The organism is Paenibacillus sp. RU5M (assembly GCF_900221055.1).
Taxonomy (GTDB): domain Bacteria; phylum Bacillota; class Bacilli; order Paenibacillales; family Paenibacillaceae; genus Paenibacillus; species Paenibacillus marchantiae.
Genome location: NZ_OBQM01000002.1, coordinates 989,338 through 1,010,032, shown reverse-complemented (window position 1 = coordinate 1,010,032; position 20,695 = coordinate 989,338). Strand labels below are relative to the sequence as shown.

The window sequence follows — 20,695 nt, the reverse complement described above, 5'->3', positions numbered from 1 at the left end:
ACTATTGGAGGCTTCTTACATGAGCTATAATGATCGTCTGATTCAGGCCAGTTTCAAACAGCAGGTGGACCGTGTTCCCGTGTGGTACATGCGTCAGGCTGGGCGTTATGATCCCGAATATCGCAAGATTAAGGAAAAGTATTCTTTGCTCGAAATTTGCCGTCAACCTGAGCTAGCAGCTGAAGTTACACTCATGCCGGTACGTAAACTCGGTGTGGATGCGGCTATTTTGTATTCCGATATTATGAATCCGGTTGCTTCCCTCGGTATAGATTTTGATATTGTTAAAAATATTGGACCTGTTATAGACAATCCAATCCGCACGGCGGCAGATGTGGATCGTTTGCGTCCCATTGATGTTGAAGGAGATCTGTCTCATATTCTGGAGACGATTCGAATTCTGGACAAGGAACTGGATGTACCCCTGATTACGTTTGCGGGTGCACCGTTTACCATTGCCAGCTATTTGATTGAAGGCCGACCTTCCAAAGGGTACATACGGACCAAAACGATGATGTACAGTGAACCGGAAGTGTGGCATAAATTGATGCAAAAACTGGGCGATATGGTGATTACATATGTCCGTGCTCACATTGCGAACGGCGGCAAGGCATTCCAACTGTTCGACAGCTGGCTGGGCGCACTTTCGCCAAACGACTTTAGAACGTATGTGTTGCCGACGATTACTCGTATCTTTACCGAATTATCGGATTTGAATGTACCGAAAATTTATTTCCCGGGTGTGGCTTCTGGTGAATTGCTGCCAACCCTGCATGATCTGCAAGCTGATGTGATTGGGCTGGATTGGAGAGTATCGATCTCCGAGGGACGTAAACGACTGGGCGGAAAATTTGCTGTGCAAGGTAACTTGGACCCTTATGTGCTGACTGCACCGATGGATCTGATCAAGCAGCATGCCAAATTGATTATTGACGAAGGTATCAAGGAGCCAGGGTATATTTTCAATCTGGGGCACGGACTATTTCCTGAAGCGTCTTTGGATAAATTAAGAGAACTCACGGCGTATATTCATGAATATTCCGCTGAAGCATTGAAGACTGGGGTGACGGTTACTAATGACTAATACGGTAGGTGTACTGGTGATGTCGTATGGCACACCTGAGAATATGGAAAGTATCGAAGCGTACTACACACATATCCGGAGAGGACGTCCGCCTGAACCGGAACAACTGAAGGAATTAACCGACCGTTATGAAGCGATCGTTGGGGGTGTATTCCCTCTTCGAGAAAACACGGATAATCAGGTGAAGGCCCTCCAGGAGACGTTAAACAAGGATGACCGTTCCAATGAGGTTGAATTCCGTTGTTATCAAGGGTTGAAGCATGCGTATCCGTTCATTGAGGATGGCGTGGAACAGATGGCTAGGGATGGAATTCAGACTGCAATAGGCATCGTACTGGCACCACATTTCTCCACGATGAGTGTAGGGAGCTACATCAAGCGTGCTCGTGAGAAAGCGGAAGAACTGGGTATCCAGATGTCATTCATTGAGAGTTATCATCTGCATCCGAAATTGATTCAGGCTCTCTCCACACGTGTTAGCGCCAAATTGGATGCTTTCGAGGAAGCGGGGGCCAAGCGCGGGGATGTACGAGTGCTGTTCAGTGCACACAGTCTGCCTGCGCGAATTGTAGATATCGGTGATCCATATCCGCAGCAACTGCTGGAGACTTCGGAAGTTATTGCTTCCCGTTTAGGAATTACCAACTGGCAGTTCACGTGGCAGAGTGCGGGGCGGACAGCAGAGCCATGGCTGGGCCCTGATATTCTGGACACACTTCAGGATCTTGCTCGTGAACAGGTTGAGGATGTGCTTGTAGCACCGATTGGATTCGTATCGGATCATCTGGAAGTGCTCTATGATCTTGATATTGAGGCCAAAGCGATTGCCAAAGAGATCGACATGCGCCTTATGCGTATTGATTCTCTCAATAGTGACCCACTTTACATGGAAACGTTAAGTGATGTCATTATTAGCCAGTGGCAGCAAGGAACGGATGAGTAATGGAAGACCATAAACGTCGTGTCGTTGTTGTCGGCGGAGGTCTGACCGGCCTAAGCGCGGCATTTTATATTCGGAAGCATTACCGGGAAGCAGGGGTTGAACCTGTCATCACCTTGGTTGAGAAGAGTTCTTCCATGGGTGGCATGATTGAAACGCTGCACCGGGATGGGTTCGTCATTGAGAAGGGACCAGATTCTTTCCTTGCCCGCAAAACCGCGATGATTGATTTGGCTAAAGAGCTGGAAATTGACCATGAACTGGTCAGCCAAAATCCGGAATCCAAAAAAACGTACATCATGCAGCGTGGCAAGCTGCATCCTATGCCGGCAGGACTCATTCTCGGTATTCCGACGGAGTTGAGACCTTTTCTGAGAAGTGGTCTTGTATCTCCGGCAGGCAAGCTGCGCGCATTAATGGATTTTGTCATTCCTCCCCGTCGTACAACGGAGGATGAATCGCTTGGTTATATGATTGAGCGCCGCCTTGGAGCGGAAGTGCTGGAAAACCTGACTGAACCGTTGCTCGCAGGCATCTATGCAGGTGATATGCGGCGATTGAGTCTTCAGGCAACCTTTCCGCAATTCGGTGAAGTGGAGCGGGATTATGGTAGTTTGATCCGAGGAATGATGACGGGCCGCAAACCGACAGAGACCCATACGGGAACGAAGAAAAGTGCTTTTCTGAACTTCCGTCAGGGCTTGCAGAGCCTGGTTCATGCGCTTGTACATGAGTTGCAGGACGTGGATCAACGGCTGAACACTTCCGTGAAATCTCTGGAGGTTCAGACTGGAGATGCGGCCAAGTATAGCATTCAACTGGATAACGGAGAACGTCTTGAAGCAGATGATGTAGTCATTACCGTGCCTACGTATGTTGCATCTGAACTGCTGCAACCACATGTGGATACAGCGGCTCTGGATGCAATCAATTACGTATCGGTAGCGAATGTGGTGCTGGCTTTTGAGAAAAAGGATATCGAACATGTATTTGATGGGTCTGGTTTCCTCGTTCCGCGTAAGGAAGGTCGAAATATTACAGCATGTACTTGGACATCAACCAAGTGGCTGCACACCAGCCCAGATGACAAAGTACTGCTTCGCTGTTATGTTGGCCGTTCCGGAGACGAACAGAATGTGGAGCTCCCGGATGATGCACTAACAGATCTGGTACTCAAGGACTTGCGTGAAACAATGGGCGTTGAGGCCGTTCCGATCTTCTCGGAAATTACTCGGCTCCGCAAATCCATGCCACAGTATCCGGTAGGTCATCTGCAGCAGATTGCAGCACTGCGCGAACAACTTGGCAGCAAATTGCCGGGGGTATACATTGCCGGCGCTGGTTATGAAGGGGTAGGCTTGCCTGACTGTATCAAACAGGCGAAGGAAATGTCAGTTCAAGCTACGCAATTGATTGCTGCAAAGTAATTAACGTATTTGGCTGTCTCGAACGTAGATTTTTTCTACAGGGAGACGGCCTTTTTTGCACCATAAAGCGAAAAGGGGAGAGGTCTGAACTCTTTCAATATTTGCAGTTCCAAGGAATGATGGAAATCCAGAATATGCCTGATATAATATGATAAGGATTGCTGTAAAGAAGAGGAGCTGCCTATGTATCCCCCAAGATCAAAACGAAGTGTACAAAAGAAAAAAGTGAAACGTGCCCGAAAACGCCGGATTTGGATCATTAATCTGGTATTGATTGCTGCAATTGGACTCGTCGGCATCTATTACGCAGTAGGCATGCAGGAGCAGCAAATAGACCCGGCGGTGACAGAAACGGCTGTGAATCAGGAACCTGTGAATGAAGAGGGCCCTCAGGGCGGTGATCAGGTGAATTCACCTGACACGGATTCGGAGGCAAGTAATACCCCGGATGAAGAATCGGAGGATTCTGATAAACAGGTAACTGAAAATTCCGGCGGTACGTCGGGTGAGAAAAAGCCTGATGCTACAGACTCCAAGGTAAATGGAAAGACAGATACGGGAACGAAAAAACCGACGGATACTCCCGCTTCTTCCGGCTCAAAGGGAAGCGAAGGTGCCGGAACTGGGGCGACACAGCCATCTCATTCGGCGAAGGATGTAACCATTAACTTTGTTGGGGATATTCAGTTTTCCGGCAAAGTGGCTGAATTGTTGGAGAAGAACGGTTATGACTACCCCTTTGCAAAGCTTGGCAACTTGTTCAAGGAAGATGATCTGACCATTGGAAACCTTGAAACTCCCGTAACCCTTGGTGGAACTGGTGCTGCAGACAAAACCTATGTATACAAGTCTTCGCCAAAGGCGCTCGAAGCAATGGCTTCAGCAGGATTTGATGCTGTAAATCTGGCCAATAATCATATTTTGGATCAAGGTGTAGAAGGTTTGGTCGATACGTTAACTTACCTTGAGCAATATGGTATAGCGCACACAGGAGCCGGTATGAACAGGGATGAGGCTTATGCACCTGCATATCTGGAACGCAAAGGCATGAAGATTGCACTGCTTGGATTCAGCCGGGTTGTACCTGAAACAAGCTGGAAAGCGGAAGGGAATCGGGCCGGTGTTGCCGAAGCTTACGATTCTACAGGTGCAGTAAAGGCGATTCAGGAAGCCCGTGAAAAAGCTGATCTGGTTATCGTTGTTGCACATTGGGGAGAGGAAAGGGTCAGCACTCCAAATAATGATCAGACTCGACTGTCTCATGAATTTGTAGATGCCGGAGCCGATCTGGTCATAGGTGGGCATCCCCATGTCTTGCAAGGGGTAGAGTACTACAAAGGCAAATGGATTGCATATAGTACAGGCAACTTTATTTTCTCGAAATCAACGACAGAGGAAACGTGGAAAACAGCGGTTTTTCAGGCGAGTTGTAGTAAGGATGCCAAATGCAGCATGAAGGTTATCCCTTATGAAGCGGGGTTGGGTCAGGCCATTCCGATGGTGGATCAAGCCAACAAATTGCTACTGGAGCAGATGGCCCAGCTCTCGCCAGGTATTCGTTTTGATGCGAACGGATTCGCATCGCCAAATTAAGATGCATTTTTTTGAGGAGGGGATGGAATGAACAACCTTTGTGTAGCGCACCGTGGATTTTCGTCCATTGCACCAGAAAATACGATGGCTGCATTTCTGCTTGCCATGGAACAGCCTGAAGTTCAGTGGATGGAGCTGGATGTACAGTTATCACGTGATGGTGTGCCGGTTGTTATTCATGATTTTACGTTAAACCGGACCACGAACGGTGAAGGCTTCGTACGAGAGACGGGCTGGGCAGATATACAGCAGCTGGATGCGGGATCGTGGAAAGGAAAAGCCTATAAAGGGGAACGTGTTCCTGCGCTTAGTGAAGTGTTGGACCGCACCTGTGGCAAAGTGAGATTGAATATCGAACTGAAAACGCAAGGTAATATGTATCCCGGTCTGCCGGCAGCGGTTATTCATGAGGTGAGGAAGAGACATATGCAGCATGATGTGGTCATCACTTCGTTTGAACCTGCGGCTCTGGTTGAAGTGAAGAAACTGGCCCCTGAGTTCAAAACAGGTTTGATTATTGATGCACGGCCAGGGGATCTGGCAGCAGTGCTGCGGCAGATGAATTGCAGTTTTCTTTCCATCGGGTACACCAATGTGGACAAATCGCTGATGCGTGAGATGCGTATTGAAGGCATTCAGGTAATGGCTTGGACAGTGGACGACAAAATCATCATGAAGCGGCTTGCGGCGATTGATCCGGAGCTGATGTTATGTACAAACCGGCCTGATGTGTGGGAACAGGCTTTTCAGGAAACGAGCAGCCGATTTTTCAGACCATAAACTCCAATTTTTTGAATAGCGAAAATATGATATGTACTTATATAATAAAAAGATGAACATGATCCATATACGCTAATGAATCCGATAAAGGTGGTCGTAAACCCATGCTGACAAACATTCGAAATGTATACTGTGTAGGACGAAATTATAAACTTCATGCAGAAGAATTGGGTAACGCGGTTCCGGATGAACCGATGATCTTTATGAAGCCTTCCCATGCGGTTGTGGCCTTGAATAGTGAAACGCTGCAATTGCCTGCGACAAAGGGCGAAGTTCATTATGAGGCTGAACTAGTAATCCAAATCGGGCGGAGTTATGAGCCGGGTATGGCAGTGGATGAATTGGTTGACTCGTATGCGTTTGGCATTGATTTTACATTACGTGACGTACAGACGGTTATTAAAAAAAAGGGCCATCCGTGGACAGCGGCCAAAGGGTTCAAGAACTCGGCTCCGGTTACTGCATTCCAGCCATTTCCGGGGGCCCAGGCTCTTCTTGAGAAAGACTTTACACTCACCAAGAACGGTGCCGAGGTCCAACGTGGCAATATTCGTAACATGATCTTCAGTCTACAGGACATTGTGGATTATGTAGGTCATCATTACGGCCTGGGACCTGGAGATGTCATCTTTACAGGTACACCAGAAGGGGTTGGACCAACGGCAGCAGGAGATGTGCTTGAACTGGCCTGGGACGGCGAATCCTTGGGTAAATGCACGATTGCAGCAGCAGTTCAGTAAGTATCATGCATCATCAATCTGCTTACTTAGAGTAAATATGAAACAGATAAAAGGGGCGCTTCGACGCTCCTTTTTGCCATGCCCTCATTCTCTGCCATAGCACATGGGAGACTTTTCATTTACGCCAAGTTGTAGGCTGTATTGGCACTCTCCGTGACCAACTCCTCCAGTTCACTGCTTTGCACTGCGTGTTGCTCCGCGCTAATACTTCCACTTGCAAGTCGTTGATCTAATTGCTCCTTGAGCTGCCTTATTTGCAATGCGACAACCTCGGTGAAATCAGCATCATTTTCATCTGCAATCATCCTCAGCGATTTACCCGCGCACAGATCCTGAACCAAGTCATCTTCCGACTGTTGATTCAGAGCACTCAGCAACTCATCTCCGCTCTCGTCTTTGGTATCGATGTTAACGATGGACCATTTCGTCAAAGGTATTGGGGATATCGCTGATCTGCCCCAGGCTGTTCCGGCGAAGGACATGGTAACAATCATTGTTCCGACAATGATTACGCGCTTCATATTCATATGTGTTATCCTCATTTCTATGGTTAAGTACGAACTGAATCGTAGCTGGTTTGATGTAACGCTCTGAGGATAGTGTAACCGGGAAAGCTGAAGTGAAACTTAAAACCGGATAAGTTATCTAAATATGAGGGACATCTGGCTACGAAAAAACAAATTTAAATTCATACTTGACAGGTTGGGTTAGTGGGTTATATGATGAACTCAATTATTTTAACACTAATTAAATGAACAGTGAAATAATTTGAACTGAAGCGAGCTGATTGGACCACCAAAGGCTCCCGGGACTACTCCACTATGGAATGTCCGCGGGAGCCTTTTTTCGTATTTGCTGTCGTTTCAGTTAGACAGGAGGATGAAATGAGCAATAACGACTGGGAAGCGTTGGAGAAGACAGATTGGTTGTTTCGTAAAATGGTCAGACGATTCGTGAAAGAACGAGATCGTATATCGGTAGAGGGGGTCAGTTTACCGGGCATGCTCATCCTGCACAAAATCATTCGTGAAGGGGAACAGCGGTTAGGGGATTTGGCTGAACAACTGGACTTCACTTCAGGTGCCATTACAGCTTTAACAGACAAGTTGGAGAAAAAGGGACTTACGATCCGCAGGCGCAAGGAAGATGACCGTCGGACGGTATTGCTCGATATTACTTCCAGTGGGCGGGAGATGTTTGCACGGAACAGCAATATCGGTGCCCGATGTATCACGCTTCTGTTTGAGGGCTTTACGACGGAGGAACTGGAGCAGCAAAGCCAATTTTATGAGCGGGTGATAGCGAATCTGGAGGGGTTCTCGGATACGCTGCTGGAATTGGCAGAGAACAACGGGAAGCAGGAACACGATCCGTCCATCAAAAGTGACCCTGAACAGAAGCAGAGGGAGAATACCGGAAAGAGCAATTATCTCAGTTATTAACGTTTGATCCGATGTGAAAACAAACAAACCAAGGGAGAGATGATCAATGGGGCATTCAACAATTTATCCAACCGGGGCAACCGTATATAACCCTGATAAGGCTTGGGGCGGTTATACCGTCTATCAGGCAGGCGAGGAAGGTGTTGTACTGATTGATATGAATGGTAAGGAGGTTCACCTGTGGAAGGGGCTGCTGGGCTTTCCGGCCAAAGTTTTCCCTGGTGGCTTCGTATTGGGCAGCACGGGGCGAAGAGATCCGAAGTTTGGTATCCAGGACAACGTCGATTTGGTTCAGGTGGATTGGGAAGGCAATATTGTATGGAAATACAACAGCTACGAACACATTGAAGATCCAGGATATGAACCATTGTGGTACGCACGTCAGCACCATGATTTCCAACGTGAAGGCAATCCTGTCGGATATTACGCCCCCGGGCTTGCACCAAAGACACAGAGCGGGAAGACTTTGATTCTTGCTCATAAAAATGTGAACAACCCGTCCATTTCGGATAAGCCTTTGCTCGATGATGCGATTATAGAAGTGGATTGGGAGGGCAATGTATTATGGGAATGGCTGCCGAACGAGCACTTTGAGGAACTTGGATTCGATGAGGCCGCCCGTAATGTTCTGTTCCGTGACCCGAACACACGCTCATTTGGACATCTCGGTGGTGGGGTGGGGGATTGGCTACATATTAATTCAGCTTCTTATGTTGGTCCAAACCATTTCTATGAACATGGAGACGAGCGGTTCCATCCCGACAATATTATCTGGGATGCCAGAGAAGCAAATATTATCGCAATAACCGACAGACAGAGTGGAAAGATCGTATGGAGACTAGGGCCGGATTACTCTTTGCCTGAAGTGAAGCATATTGGCACCATTATTGGACAGCACCATGCACATATCATTCCCAAAGGTTTGCCTGGAGAGGGGAATCTGCTGGTATTCGACAATGGCGGCTGGGCCGGTTATGGCCTGCCCAATCCGGCTTCTCCATACGGCTTGAAACACGCCGTTCGCGATCATTCACGCGTACTGGAGATCAATCCGGTGACCCTGGAGATCGTTTGGCAATATACATCCGCAGAAGCCGGATTTTCCGTTCCGACAGATTCCTATAAATTTTATAGTCCGTATATCAGCTCCGCTCAGCGCTTGCCTAATGGAAACATGCTAATTACGGAAGGTTCCAATGGCAGACTGTTCGAGGTTACATCCGAGTATGAGCTAGTGTGGGAATATGTATCCCCTTATAAGGATGGACGGAACACCAATATGGTCTATCGTTCGTATCGCGTGCCTTATCACTGGGTACCACAGCTGGAGAAGCCCCAAGAGGTTGCTATTGAAGCCATTGATGTTTCCGCCTACAGAGTGCCGGGAGCAGCGCCCAAAGGTTCTTCATCCGTTGTAAGTGTTGAAGTAACACTGCCGTTTGTTGAAGGTGCAGCCTGTGTGGCAACGTCAGATGAAGGCAAGTAAGGTGGCGAAGAGCGATGAACAATGATTAGAACGAATGGGGTGCATATTGTGAGAAAACCATCCACCTTAACTGGTGCGTTATTAATGCTCTTATCCATGTTATTGATATTATCGGGATGTTCTGCAAACGAATCGGTATCCGAAGCAAAGGGTGCCTCCGGCACAGAGGCCCAAAAAGTGAAAGTCCGGATCGCAGATACAAGTACGAACCCAACATTCAGGGTAGCCATTGCCAAAGGTTTCTTTGCAAACCACGGCATTGATGCAGAGAGCATTACGTTTGGTTCGCCAGCGGAAGGTGTAAATGCACTGTTTATCAAGCAGGTGGATATTGCGTACGGAGCTGACTTTCCTGTATTGAATGCTTTGGCAAAAGGGGATTACTCTGTCATTGCTTCCGCAGGTCAGGCTACGAATGAAGCGGCAGCTGCGTGGAAGTTGTATGCCAAGAATGATATACAGAGTGGAGCCGATCTGAAAGGTAAAAAAGTAAGTTTCATCCGCGGTACGTTTATTTCTTATCTGTGGGATGAATATTTGAAGGACCAGGGACTGGAACTAACTGATGTAACCCAGGTGGGTCAGGGAGCATTTGACGAAGCCTACATTGCACTAAAGCAGGGCGATCTAGATGCAACCTGGGTCATTGGTTCCGCCTTGACTGATAAATTCGATGCGCTTGAAGGCGTGCATCAGCTCACCGATATGTCCCAAACCCCTGTACGTCTTGGAATGGGGCTCGTAGCAAGCAATGAGTTCATTCAGGCGAGCCCTGAAACGGTGAGTGGTTTTCTCGCGGCGCTGAATGAAGCCTCCGTGTATGCCCAGGCACATCCTGAAGAGGTTGCAGACCTGATGTATAAGGAAACCAAGCAGCCTAAGGAGGCCACATTGAAGGATCTGCCAATCAATCCATGGGAAGTTGGATTTACCCAGGCAGCTTATGACAGTCTGGCAGGGCAGAAGCAATATATGGTGGATAACGGGATCATCGAACACGATTTCGATCTCGATAACAAACTGAACCTGGAGCTCCTGAAGCAGGCATTGCCAGATAAAGTGACTTATAGCAAATAACTCGCAAATTGCATTGGAGGTGTTCTCATGTCCTTACCTGCAGATCAGCATACGATTCGTATTGAGCAGCTTCGTAAAACATACAATGCCCCCCCCCATGGGGATGTACACTATATTATCAAGGATGTCGATCTGGTCATCAAGGGAGGGGAATTCTTTGTCCTGCTCGGTCCCAGCGGATGTGGCAAGTCCACGCTTCTAAATATGATTGCAGGCTTTATCTCTAAGTCGGGCGGTCAGCTCAAGGTGGATAATAAGGAGATTGATAGGCCAGGCAAAGATCGGGCCATGGTATTCCAGCAGGCGGATTCTTCTCTTTTCCCGTGGCTTACCGTAAGGGAGAATGTGGAGTTTGGACTTCGGATGTCCAAGGTGCCAAAATCTCAGCGGCGTACGATATCAGACCGATACATCGAGCTTGTTGGACTGGGTAGTCATGAAGCCAAATTTCCGAAGGAGCTGTCAGGTGGCATGAAGCAGCGGGTGCAATTGGCCCGGGTGCTAGCCAACGATTCGGCCATCCTGTTGATGGATGAACCCTTTGGAGCGTTGGATGCAATGACTCGGCGTACGATGCAGAAAGAGCTGGTCAATATTTGGCAGGAAACCCACAAGACCGTTATTTTTGTCACTCATGATATTCAGGAGGCGCTCTTGCTGGGTCAGCGGATAGGAATTATGTCAGTAGGGCCTTCTTCCAAGATAACGGATATTTACGACAATATTCTGTCTTATCCAAGGAACATTGCCTCATCTGAGTTCAACACGCTATATGATCAGATTCAAAGCCATTTTGAAGAATAATTGAGGTGATAGCAAGATGAGATGGTTGGAGAAGAAGTGGGTGTCTATCCCTCTATTGTGGGTGACGGTTATTCTGATTTGGCAGCTTGGAGCCATGCTCTATGGACCCGACGTGATTCCCGGTCCTTGGGATACGATTCTTGGTGCTCGCGAACTGATTGCTGACGGTACACTGATGCAGTATATCGGAATTAGCTTTACACGTGTGCTTGCGGGTTGGGTACTTGGCAGTGTGATAGCGATCCCGGTAGGGCTGATTATCGGCAAGGTTCATATGATCCGGCTGTTTGCCGAACCTTTCCTTAATTTTATCCGCTTTATTCCGCCGATTGCATTCATTACTCTATTCCTGGTCTGGTTCGGAATCGGGGAGCAATCGAAGATTGCACTCATCATGTATGCAACGTTCTTCATCGTTGTGTTAAACACGCTGACAGGTGTACTCTCCATTGAAGAAGACAAGATCCGGTCAGCCCGCAGTATGGGAGCCAACGAATGGCAAATTTTGCTGCATGTCGTTGTTCCGGCGACGACTCCGTATATCTTCACGGGGGTACGACTGGCAATGGGCACTTCCTATATGGCTATTATCGGCGCAGAGATGATTGCTGCGAATGAAGGCGTGGGTTATCTGATCTGGAATTCCCGATTATTCTTTCGCACAGATTGGATCTTTGTCGGCCTGATTTCTCTGGGCTTTATGGGCTTCCTCACCGATCGGTTGTTCAATTGGTTTGGTCGCAGCGTGCTCTACCGTTATGGTGTAATTGGTGGAACGAAGCGGGTCTGAACTGGAACTTGAGGTGATGTAATCCTCGAATACTTGGTCAAACGGAAGAAGGATCACTCATCTCAGTTTTATCGCAATATCATAGACCTGATTTGGTAGCTTTCAAAGCTGCTGAATCAGGTTTTTTGTATGCGGGGCTAGGGAGTTTCGGCATTGGGATCAAACCGTGGTATAATTGAATTTCAAAAATATAAAACGTCATGTGGGCCATGGATGCTGCCACATGCAGGAGAACTTATGGACTGGATTATTGGCGCCGTATGCGCTTTTATTGTGGCGGGTGCTGCCTACGCGAAGAAGTCGCTAACCCTGTCCGGCTGCCTGGCGGCTGTGATCATGGGTACGATATATTACGGAGCGGGCAACCTGTTCTGGTTTGGAACACTGCTGTTGTTTTTCATTACCTCAACGCTGTTCTCCAAATTTCGCAAGGATCGCAAGCAGGAGCTTGAGAAATCGTATGCCAAGACGGGTAATCGTGATGCTGGACAGGTTATGGCTAACGGTGGAATCGGCATGTTTCTTGTTCTGGGGAACTGGGTCCTCCCACACCCAGCTTGGATGTATGCTTTTATCGGTGTCATGGCTACCGTTACTTCAGATACATGGGCAACCGAGTGGGGAAGTCTCAGCCGTAAGCCACCACGCTCTGTCGTGACGTGGAAGGTGCTGACTCCAGGTACCTCTGGAGGTGTTTCATTACTTGGGACACTGGCTGCTGCCATAGGTGGAGCTTTAATCGGCGTGGGTGCGTTTTTATTTTCCTGGATTGCCGGGATTGGAAGCTTGAGTCTGCTCAGCTGGACGTGTGTCGGCCTTGTAGGCGGATTGGCAGGAGCTTTTGCCGATTCTTATCTGGGCGCAACGGTTCAGTATATGTATCGTTGTACTGTGTGCGGCCGTGAGGTCGAGGTAAGTGAGCATTGTGGACACAAAACCGTTCGATCGCGTGGTTGGTCTTGGATGAGTAATGATCTGGTAAACGTGCTCAGTTCGTTGATCGGCGGATGTTTGGCGATCGGTTTGGGTATCATTTTGGCGTCGTAGGGAGGGAGTGCATTTGAGCACTGTGCAAGGAGACAAATCGGAGGCTATTCTGGATGCAGCTTACGGTATTTTCGGTTCAAAAGGATTCTATGAGACGAAAATGTCCGATATTGCGGACGAAGCGGGCATCGCGAAAGGCACCATTTATTTATATTTTAAAAATAAGGAACAATTATTTGTTGCTGTATCCAAGCGTGACTGCGACAATTTTATCAGTCGCCTGGTTTATGCGTTAAACTCACATCAGAGTACGGGGGATAAGCTCGGTGCGATCGCCAAGACTCACCTGACGTATTATTATGAGCGTCGCAATCATACCAAGATGTTTTTCATGGCACCCAATAATGATCCGGATCTGATGAAATTCATGAAGGCATTTATGAATGAATATATGAGCATGGTGCGTGAGGTGTTAGAGAATGCTGGCGTACCTGAGCCTGTGCTGCTTGCAGAAGCTTATATCGGGATTCTCGATCGGCTAAAGATGGATATTATGCTGAATCCAGAGTTTAACGAGGAACATCTGAACAAACGAATTGCCTTTGCAGCAGCTCTGTTTCTGGACGGGTGTCGTTCCTTTTTGCAAGTATAGCGTGAGTGAGCGTAGTTGCATTGCATCTTAAGTGCAGCTTCATATTGAATTTATTTTACAGAGAAGTAGGTTACGACCAAATGAACATAATGACGGTAGAGCAAGTTGCGAAAAGCTATGGTGAGAAAATATTGTTTAAAGACGCCTCATTCGGTATGGGCGATCAGGACAAGATTGGTGTCGTTGGTGTCAATGGAACCGGGAAGTCCACATTCTTGCGTGTCATTGCAGGTATGGAGCCAGCGGATGAGGGACAGATCTCGATTGGTAATGACGTGCGTATACAGTTCCTGGCACAGAATCCGCAGTTTAACCCGGATAATACGGTCTTGCAACAAGTATTCGAGGGCGACAGCCCGGAGATGAAAACGGTACGTGAGTATACAGAAACAATGGAGCTACTGGAACTTAATCCTTCCGATCCGGCGCTGCAAGAGCGTTTGCTGCGCTTGAACCAGGAGATGGAGCAGCTTCAGGTCTGGCAGATGGAAAGTGAAGCGAAGAGCATTCTGTCCAAACTGGGCATTCGTCAATTCGATGCGCTGATGGGTACGTTGTCTGGTGGACAGCGCAAACGGGTAGCGCTTGCCTCTGCACTGATTCATCCCTGCGAACTGCTCATTCTGGATGAGCCTACGAACCATATTGATAATGATTCCGTAGTTTGGCTGGAACAGTATTTGCAAAAACGGCGTGGCGCCCTGCTCATGATCACGCATGATCGGTATTTCCTGGATCGTGTAGCAAATGTGATGCTGGAGCTGGATCATGGACGTTTATTCCGATATGAGGCCAACTATACTCGCTACCTGGAACTGAAGGCTGAGCGTGAAGAGCGTGAATCCGCATCTGAACAAAAGCGGCAAAATCTGCTGCGTACGGAGCTCGCCTGGATTCGTCGCGGTGCAAAAGCACGGACCACGAAACAAAAAGCGAGAATTGATCGTTTCGAAGAGTTAAAGGATCAACAAGGACCAAATCGGTCAGGCTCTTTGGAGGTATCGGTGGGTTCCACTCGTTTGGGTAAAAAAATACTGGAGATCGAGCATCTGTGCAAATCGGCAGATGGCCGCAAATTGATTGACGATCTGAGTTATATTGCGGTACCTGGTGACCGGGTGGGCATTGTCGGCCCGAACGGAAGTGGAAAGTCAACCTTGCTGCAAATGATTTCAGGCAAGCTTGAACCTGATGCCGGGGAGGTTGTTGTGGGCCCGACGGTTAATCTGGGCTACTTCACTCAGGAGCATCAGGAGATGAATGAATCTCTGCGGGTTATTGAGTACATCAAGGAAGTCGCCGAGAATGTGAAAACGGCTGATGGATCTCTCATTACTGCAGCTCAGATGCTGGAACGTTTCCTCTTCACCCCTGCGTCACAGTGGACACCAATCTCCCGTCTGTCTGGCGGAGAAAAGCGCCGTCTATACCTGCTGCGTGTACTGATGGCTGCACCTAATGTTCTGCTACTGGATGAGCCGACGAACGACCTGGACATTCAGACACTCGCTGTACTCGAAGATTACCTGGATGATTTCCCGGGTGTTGTATTTGTCGTATCCCATGACCGGTACTTCCTGGATCGGACGGTGGATAAAGTACTGTCTTTTGAAGGTGGCGGTGCTGTGCGTGTACATGTCGGGGACTATAGTGAATATGCAGAATGGATGCTGAAAAATGCCCCTGGATCTTCTCAGGAAAGTGCGACGGGAACAGCAGCTAAAGTGAAACCGGCAACGGAGGAAAATAAACCTGCTGCCTCGGCGGCGAAACCTAAGCTGAAGTTCAGCTTCAAGGAACAGCGTGAATATGACCAGATTGATGAGAATATCGAGAAGGCTGAAGCCAATCTCGCCCGCATTAATAAAGAGATGGAAGAATCTTTCAGCGATTCAGCTCGTCTGCAGGAGTTAATGGCAGAGCAGGCGGAGGCGGAGCGTCATTTGGATGAACTGATGGAACGCTGGACAGTTCTGAATGAACTTGCGGAACAGATTGAAAACAGCAAGTCTTAAAGTATATTTTAATGAATCGTCCTCTCTTCAAAAGCGACTTGCAGTTGTCTTTTGGGGGAGGGCGATTTTTTTTGAATTGATGTAAATGAATTTATATGAAACGTTAACCATATTCAAACCGTTTATTAAATAAAGAATTCCATAGAAGGGGGAGAACTCCACATCCATGTACAGAGAACTGAATGAACAATTGGCAGTGATCAAGGAAAAGGGAAGAATGTACGAGAAATGGAATGATCGGCTGGAGACGCTGAATCAGGAGGAAGCGGAATGGAAAACGAAAGTACAGCAGCGTCTGGAGCACCTACAGAAGGAACAAAACGATGTTGATCGACTCAACAGCATGACTTTATCAGCATTCTTTTATCATTTAATCGGCAAAAAAGAGGATCGACTGGAGAAAGAAGAACTGGAGTTGATGGAAAGTAAGGCAGAGTACGATACAGCAAGCCAGATGTTAACGGATATCCAGGAGCAGCGTTCGCGTGTGCAACAGGAGCTGGACGGACAGCGGCAATATCAATTCTGGCAAAGTGATTACAAGGTGTTATGGGGCAAAAAGGAAAACGATCTGCTGGAGAAAGATGCAGAATTGCAGCAAATGGCTGAGGATCGGGAACATCTCTCAGGAGAGCTTCAGGAGCTGAATGAGGCGGATCGAGAGGGGCAGTATCTGCTCGATGCACTTGAACGCGCTGAAAAGGCTTTGTCCTCTGCGGGAAATTGGGGAGTATACGACATGATGGGTGGGGGTATGATCTCGACTCATATTAAGCGCAGCAGAATGGATGATGCTCATGTTGCCATTATGGATGCCGGAAGACGTCTTCGCCGATTTCAGAAGGAGCTAGAGGATGTGAAGATGGCTGTAAACACGGAATTACACCTTGGAGGCCTGCTTTCATTCGCAGACTATTTCTTCGATAATCTCTTTGTAGACTGGATGGTTCAAGACAAAATTCGCAAAGCAGAAACACAGGTGAAGGATGGACTGAGTGCAGTGCGAAGCACGATGCGTGTACTGAAGAATCAGATTCGGGAGCACAAGGTGATGTTGGAACTTCTGGAACGTAGGTATTGCGAACATATTGAACGAGCGAATTAAGCCATCTCAAAGAAGAAGGACACTTCCAGCTTGCCCCTAATGGCGCAGCTGAAGTATCCTTTTTTACATAATAAAAGTTAAAAGTGAATCATAGATATTCAAGTCGGTATGCCCAACAAGATCGAGATCACAACTCTGATCATTTATTCAAATGCTGTATTGCCATTCTACTTGTCCATGTGTGTGTTCACAATTTACTTGGTTGTAATATATGCAGCGAGCAGTCTCGCTGTATTCAGGACAGCGTCTTTATGCGTGCGTTCCATGGAGTGAGAAGCGTGAACGCCCGGCCCAATCAATGCAGCGCGAATGTTATTTCCTCCACGTAATGCTGCACTGCCATCGGAGCCGTATTGTGGATAAATATCAACGACATAATCAAGACTTGCTTGTTTGGCCAGTTCAATCAGCCGAGTGGTCATATCGTAGTCATATGGTCCGGACGAATCCTTGGCACAGATGGATACATCCGTCTCTTTGCAGCTAAGGTCGTCACCCATTGCGCCCATGTCTACAGCAATCAATTCGCTGATTTCGGCAGGAATATAAGAAGCTCCGTGTCCAACTTCTTCGTAGTTCGAGATAAGTAGCGAAACGTTATGTATTGGTTTCCAGTTTTCTCGATGTGCAGATTCCAGTATACCGAACAAGGCAGCTACGCTGGCTTTATCATCAAGGTGACGCGATTTGATATATCCGCTGGGCGTAATGACCGCACGGGCATCGAAGGAAATAAAGTCCCCTACAGAGATACCCAATGCTAGAACATCTTCCTTGGAAGAGACCACTTCATCAATACGCACTTCCATATGGCTCTCGCTTCGCTCAAACGTGCGTGCATCTGGATAGACGTGTACAGATGGGTGCAGGGAGAGGATGGTGCCTGTATAGGTCTTTCCATCACGTGTGTGGATGGTGCAATACTCATTCTCGATACTGTTCATGGTAAACCCACCGACAGAAGTGAGCTTCAGTGTGCCGTAGGAAGTGATGGAACGCACCATGGCTCCCAATGTATCCACATGTGCGCTCAGTCCGATCGTTCTGGAAGAATCCTGCCCAGGCAATGTGAGCACAGCTCCGCCTTTGTTGTTCAATTCAAAAACGATATTAAGTGATTCAGCTTCCTTGCGGATCATCTCAATAATATCGTGGGTATAGCCACTAGGGCTGGGAGTATCGAGTAACTTTTTCAGAAAAGATAGGACATAGGATTCGTCAATGGTAAAACTCATATAGAAATTTCCTCCTCGTTAATAAATATGCAGAAAGTTGTTCTAAAAAGAGAATACAGCCTGTCTGGCAGAATGTACAATTCCATTCTCGATAGCCAGCAGGCTGCCTCTGATGTGTTACAGCGTACCCGAAGGATTTCCTTTTCGTTGACTCTGAATGGAATCGGACTCCACAGAAGCGTTGTCCGAATCGGTCGTTCCGAATGTATCCATCGATTTAAACGAATCCAGAGAGGAGGAAGAGCTGCTTGCTGCGGAGCTTTCCAATTCGGATACACGCAGCTTCAATTGCTTGTTCTCGCGTTGCAGTCGATATTGGCGGAAGATGCCATAAGACCCTACAATGATTCCACCGATTAGGGTGCATCCAAGAATGAGCAGAATCAGCGGGATTTGAACCGTGTTAAATAGCAGGTTGACTTGAACGGAATCCACATTAATGACCGCAAAAATTCCGGTAAGTAATGCAAAAACGAGACCTGCGATGAGTGCCCATTGCATTTTCATGGTGGTGCCTCCTTGTTGAACAATTCAGAACTATGTAAGCAATTACCCTAATTCATGGAGCTTGCATCTTGCTTGATTATAAAATCCCTTGCCCATTTGGGCAAGGGATCAGGTCACATGGACGAGAAAGCAACCTTATTTCGTTAGTTGTTCCATTTGCTCAATCAGTTCCTTGAACACACTCATAGCTTCGCGAATCGGCTCTGGCGTAGACATATCCACTCCTGCTTTTTTCAGGATGTTGATGGAATAGTCACTGCCACCGCTCTTGAGGAATCCAAGATAACGGTCCACGGCAGGTTGGCCTTCTTCCAGAATTTGCTTGGAGAAACTGGTCGCTGCTGAGAAGCCGGTCGCATATTTGTACACGTAGAAGCTGTTATAGAAGTGGGGAATTCGAGCCCATTCCATCTCAATATCTTTGTCCACAACCATGCTGTTTCCATGGTATTTGACGTTAAGGTCATAATAAATTTCCGAAAGCAACTGAGGTGTAAGAGCTTCACCCTGTTCAGCACGCTCGTGAATAATTTTTTCGAATTCTGCAAACATGGTTTGACGGAATACGGTGGTACGGAACTGATCTGCATAATACGTCAGCAAGTACAGCTTTTCCTTCGGATCCGTCGATTTATTGAGCAGATAATCCATCAACAAGGCTTCATTCGTTGTGGATGCAACCTCAGCCAGGAAAATGGTGTACTGTGCATCACGATACGGAAGTGTAGTGTCTGAATAGTGGGAATGCAGTGCGTGGCCCATTTCATGTGCCAATGTAAACATGCTATTCAGGTTATCTTTGTGATTCAACAAGACGTAAGGGTGGGTGCCGTAGGCTCCCCAACTGTATGCGCCTGAACGTTTATTCTCATTTTCGTATACATCAATCCAGCGATCATCATAGCCGGCCTGTAATGCGTCTGCATAATCCTTGCCAAGCGGCTTCAAGCCATCTTTAACCGTTTGTTTTGCTTCCTCGTAGGTAATGTCCATTTTGTATTCATCCACCAATGGGGCGAAAAGGTCATACATATGCAACTTATCTACGCCGAGCAATTTTTTGCGAAGGTCCATATAACGGTGTAACAGCGGAAGGCTCTCATGAATCGTATCCACAAGATTGGTATAGACATCCTTCGGAATGTTGTCGCCGTAAAGGGACATTTCCATGACGGAAGGGTATTTCCGAACATCGGCATAAAACATGTTTTTAGTTACGTTAGCGTTCAGAGCTGCAGCAATGGTGTTCTTTTGCTTAGCATAGGTTTCATACACCGCTTTGAAGGCACGTTCGCGAACTTCCCGATTCGGATTTTCCAAGAACTGAATATAGCTGCCATGAGTCAGTTCCACTTCGTTTCCATGCTCATCCTTGATTTTCGGGAACTTGAGATCTGCGTTGTTCAACATGCTAAAGATGGTCTGTGGTGCCTGGGACAGGTTACCCACCTGTGCGAGCAATGCTTCCTCGGCTTGGCTCAGTACATGAGCCTTTTCACGTTTCATCTCTTCCAATGTGAACTTATAGGCAGAGAGTTTCTCGTTGGAGATGAGGGCATCCAACTGATCATCCGGAAGGGACAAGATTTCGGGTGTAACATAAGATAGTGCTTCACCAACCTGCACGCTTAACTTTTGTGCTTTTTGGGACAGGTTTTGATATGTAGGGTTAGCTGTGTCTTCATCTTGATGCATCCGTGCATACACAAAGAGGCGTTCGGTTTTGAGACTGATCTCATCTTCGAGTTCAAAACAGCTTTTGAGTGTCTCAGGTTTGTTCAGTTTGCCCTTGAATTCGGAGGCTTTCTTGGTCAAAGACGATACTTCTTCATATTCCTGATCCCAAGCTTTCTGATCGGCAAATAGATCTTCCAGTTTCCATGTTTGTTCAGTAGGTACCTCGGAACGTTTCAATAGTTGACTCATGGGAATCCTCCTTTGATGAAGTGAAGAATATATAGACGAAGCTGCCTTCGTCCCACTCGCTTGTGCGGAGAGAGACGAAGGAATCAGACTAAGTACCAGCAGAAT

The 20,695-nt window shown here is 47.4% G+C and carries 19 protein-coding genes; 15 read left to right on the top strand and 4 right to left on the bottom strand.

All coding sequences use genetic code 11. The annotated features are described in order from the left end of the window. Positions 1-19 precede the first annotated feature (19 nt). The 6 genes from hemE (at position 20) to CRO25_RS10380 (ending at position 6,564) form a co-directional block, all read left to right on the top strand. Positions 20-1,084: a uroporphyrinogen decarboxylase gene (hemE, locus tag CRO25_RS10405; protein ID WP_079694862.1), complete on the top strand. Its 1,065-nt coding sequence runs from the start codon at positions 20-22 to the stop codon at positions 1,082-1,084. After that, the gene (gene hemH / locus CRO25_RS10400; RefSeq protein ID WP_079694861.1) at positions 1,077-2,027 is read left to right on the top strand and encodes a ferrochelatase; all 951 of its coding nucleotides are present in this window, start codon (positions 1,077-1,079) and stop codon (positions 2,025-2,027) included. The genes hemE and hemH overlap by 8 nt, the downstream gene beginning before the upstream one ends. Beyond that, positions 2,027-3,451, top strand: coding sequence for a protoporphyrinogen oxidase (gene hemY / locus CRO25_RS10395; protein ID WP_063564889.1), 1,425 nt, complete (start codon positions 2,027-2,029; stop codon positions 3,449-3,451). The genes hemH and hemY overlap by 1 nt, the downstream gene beginning before the upstream one ends. Before the next feature lie 183 nt (positions 3,452-3,634). Beyond that, complete coding sequence (locus CRO25_RS10390) at positions 3,635-5,044, top strand: CapA family protein (RefSeq protein ID WP_079694860.1); 1,410 nt, start codon at positions 3,635-3,637, stop codon at positions 5,042-5,044. Between the two features lie 27 nt (positions 5,045-5,071). Beyond that, on the top strand, positions 5,072-5,824 hold the full coding sequence (locus CRO25_RS10385) for a glycerophosphodiester phosphodiesterase family protein (RefSeq protein WP_079694859.1): 753 nt from the start codon (positions 5,072-5,074) through the stop codon (positions 5,822-5,824). Between the two features lie 104 nt (positions 5,825-5,928). Continuing rightward, complete coding sequence (locus CRO25_RS10380) at positions 5,929-6,564, top strand: fumarylacetoacetate hydrolase family protein (protein WP_072732295.1); 636 nt, start codon at positions 5,929-5,931, stop codon at positions 6,562-6,564. A 119-nt stretch (positions 6,565-6,683) separates the two neighbouring features. On the opposite strand, the gene CRO25_RS10375 is transcribed toward CRO25_RS10380, so the two are convergent. Further along, complete coding sequence (locus CRO25_RS10375; protein WP_257018559.1) at positions 6,684-7,085, bottom strand: hypothetical protein; 402 nt, start codon at positions 7,083-7,085, stop codon at positions 6,684-6,686. A 363-nt stretch (positions 7,086-7,448) separates the two neighbouring features. Between CRO25_RS10375 and CRO25_RS10370 the strand changes: the two genes are divergently transcribed. The 9 genes from CRO25_RS10370 to CRO25_RS10330 all read left to right on the top strand — a co-directional run bounded on the left by CRO25_RS10370 (position 7,449) and on the right by CRO25_RS10330 (position 16,922). After that, positions 7,449-8,006 carry a MarR family winged helix-turn-helix transcriptional regulator gene (locus CRO25_RS10370; RefSeq protein ID WP_072732297.1) on the top strand — a complete coding sequence of 186 codons (558 nt, stop codon included), beginning with the start codon at positions 7,449-7,451 and terminating at the stop codon, positions 8,004-8,006. A 46-nt stretch (positions 8,007-8,052) separates the two neighbouring features. After that, positions 8,053-9,492, top strand: a complete 1,440-nt coding sequence (locus tag CRO25_RS10365; protein WP_079694858.1) for an aryl-sulfate sulfotransferase — start codon at positions 8,053-8,055, stop codon at positions 9,490-9,492. A gap of 21 nt (positions 9,493-9,513) precedes the next feature. Next, positions 9,514-10,569 (top strand): ABC transporter substrate-binding protein, encoded by a 1,056-nt coding sequence (locus tag CRO25_RS10360; protein ID WP_097115755.1) that lies wholly within the window; start codon positions 9,514-9,516, stop codon positions 10,567-10,569. Between the two features lie 27 nt (positions 10,570-10,596). Further along, positions 10,597-11,373: an ABC transporter ATP-binding protein gene (locus CRO25_RS10355; RefSeq protein WP_079694857.1), complete on the top strand. Its 777-nt coding sequence runs from the start codon at positions 10,597-10,599 to the stop codon at positions 11,371-11,373. Between the two features lie 16 nt (positions 11,374-11,389). Beyond that, the gene (locus CRO25_RS10350; RefSeq protein WP_064639209.1) at positions 11,390-12,163 is read left to right on the top strand and encodes an ABC transporter permease; all 774 of its coding nucleotides are present in this window, start codon (positions 11,390-11,392) and stop codon (positions 12,161-12,163) included. A gap of 237 nt (positions 12,164-12,400) precedes the next feature. After that, positions 12,401-13,210: a DUF92 domain-containing protein gene (locus CRO25_RS10345; protein ID WP_079694945.1), complete on the top strand. Its 810-nt coding sequence runs from the start codon at positions 12,401-12,403 to the stop codon at positions 13,208-13,210. A 13-nt stretch (positions 13,211-13,223) separates the two neighbouring features. Next, positions 13,224-13,802 (top strand): TetR/AcrR family transcriptional regulator, encoded by a 579-nt coding sequence (locus CRO25_RS10340; RefSeq protein ID WP_063564880.1) that lies wholly within the window; start codon positions 13,224-13,226, stop codon positions 13,800-13,802. An 80-nt stretch (positions 13,803-13,882) separates the two neighbouring features. Beyond that, positions 13,883-15,817, top strand: coding sequence for an ABC-F family ATP-binding cassette domain-containing protein (locus CRO25_RS10335; protein ID WP_079694856.1), 1,935 nt, complete (start codon positions 13,883-13,885; stop codon positions 15,815-15,817). A gap of 166 nt (positions 15,818-15,983) precedes the next feature. After that, complete coding sequence (locus CRO25_RS10330; protein ID WP_079694855.1) at positions 15,984-16,922, top strand: hypothetical protein; 939 nt, start codon at positions 15,984-15,986, stop codon at positions 16,920-16,922. A gap of 194 nt (positions 16,923-17,116) precedes the next feature. Here CRO25_RS10330 and CRO25_RS10325 read toward each other — a convergent pair whose 3' ends face one another. The 3 genes from CRO25_RS10325 to pepF all read right to left on the bottom strand — a co-directional run bounded on the left by CRO25_RS10325 (position 17,117) and on the right by pepF (position 20,590). Then, positions 17,117-18,157 carry a M42 family metallopeptidase gene (locus CRO25_RS10325; protein ID WP_079694854.1) on the bottom strand — a complete coding sequence of 347 codons (1,041 nt, stop codon included), beginning with the start codon at positions 18,155-18,157 and terminating at the stop codon, positions 17,117-17,119. Between the two features lie 117 nt (positions 18,158-18,274). After that, positions 18,275-18,664, bottom strand: coding sequence for a lipopolysaccharide assembly LapA domain-containing protein (locus CRO25_RS10320; protein WP_063564876.1), 390 nt, complete (start codon positions 18,662-18,664; stop codon positions 18,275-18,277). Positions 18,665-18,799: 135 nt separating this feature from the next. Then, positions 18,800-20,590 (bottom strand): oligoendopeptidase F, encoded by a 1,791-nt coding sequence (gene pepF, locus CRO25_RS10315; protein WP_063564875.1) that lies wholly within the window; start codon positions 20,588-20,590, stop codon positions 18,800-18,802. Between the last annotated feature and the right edge of the window lie 105 nt (positions 20,591-20,695).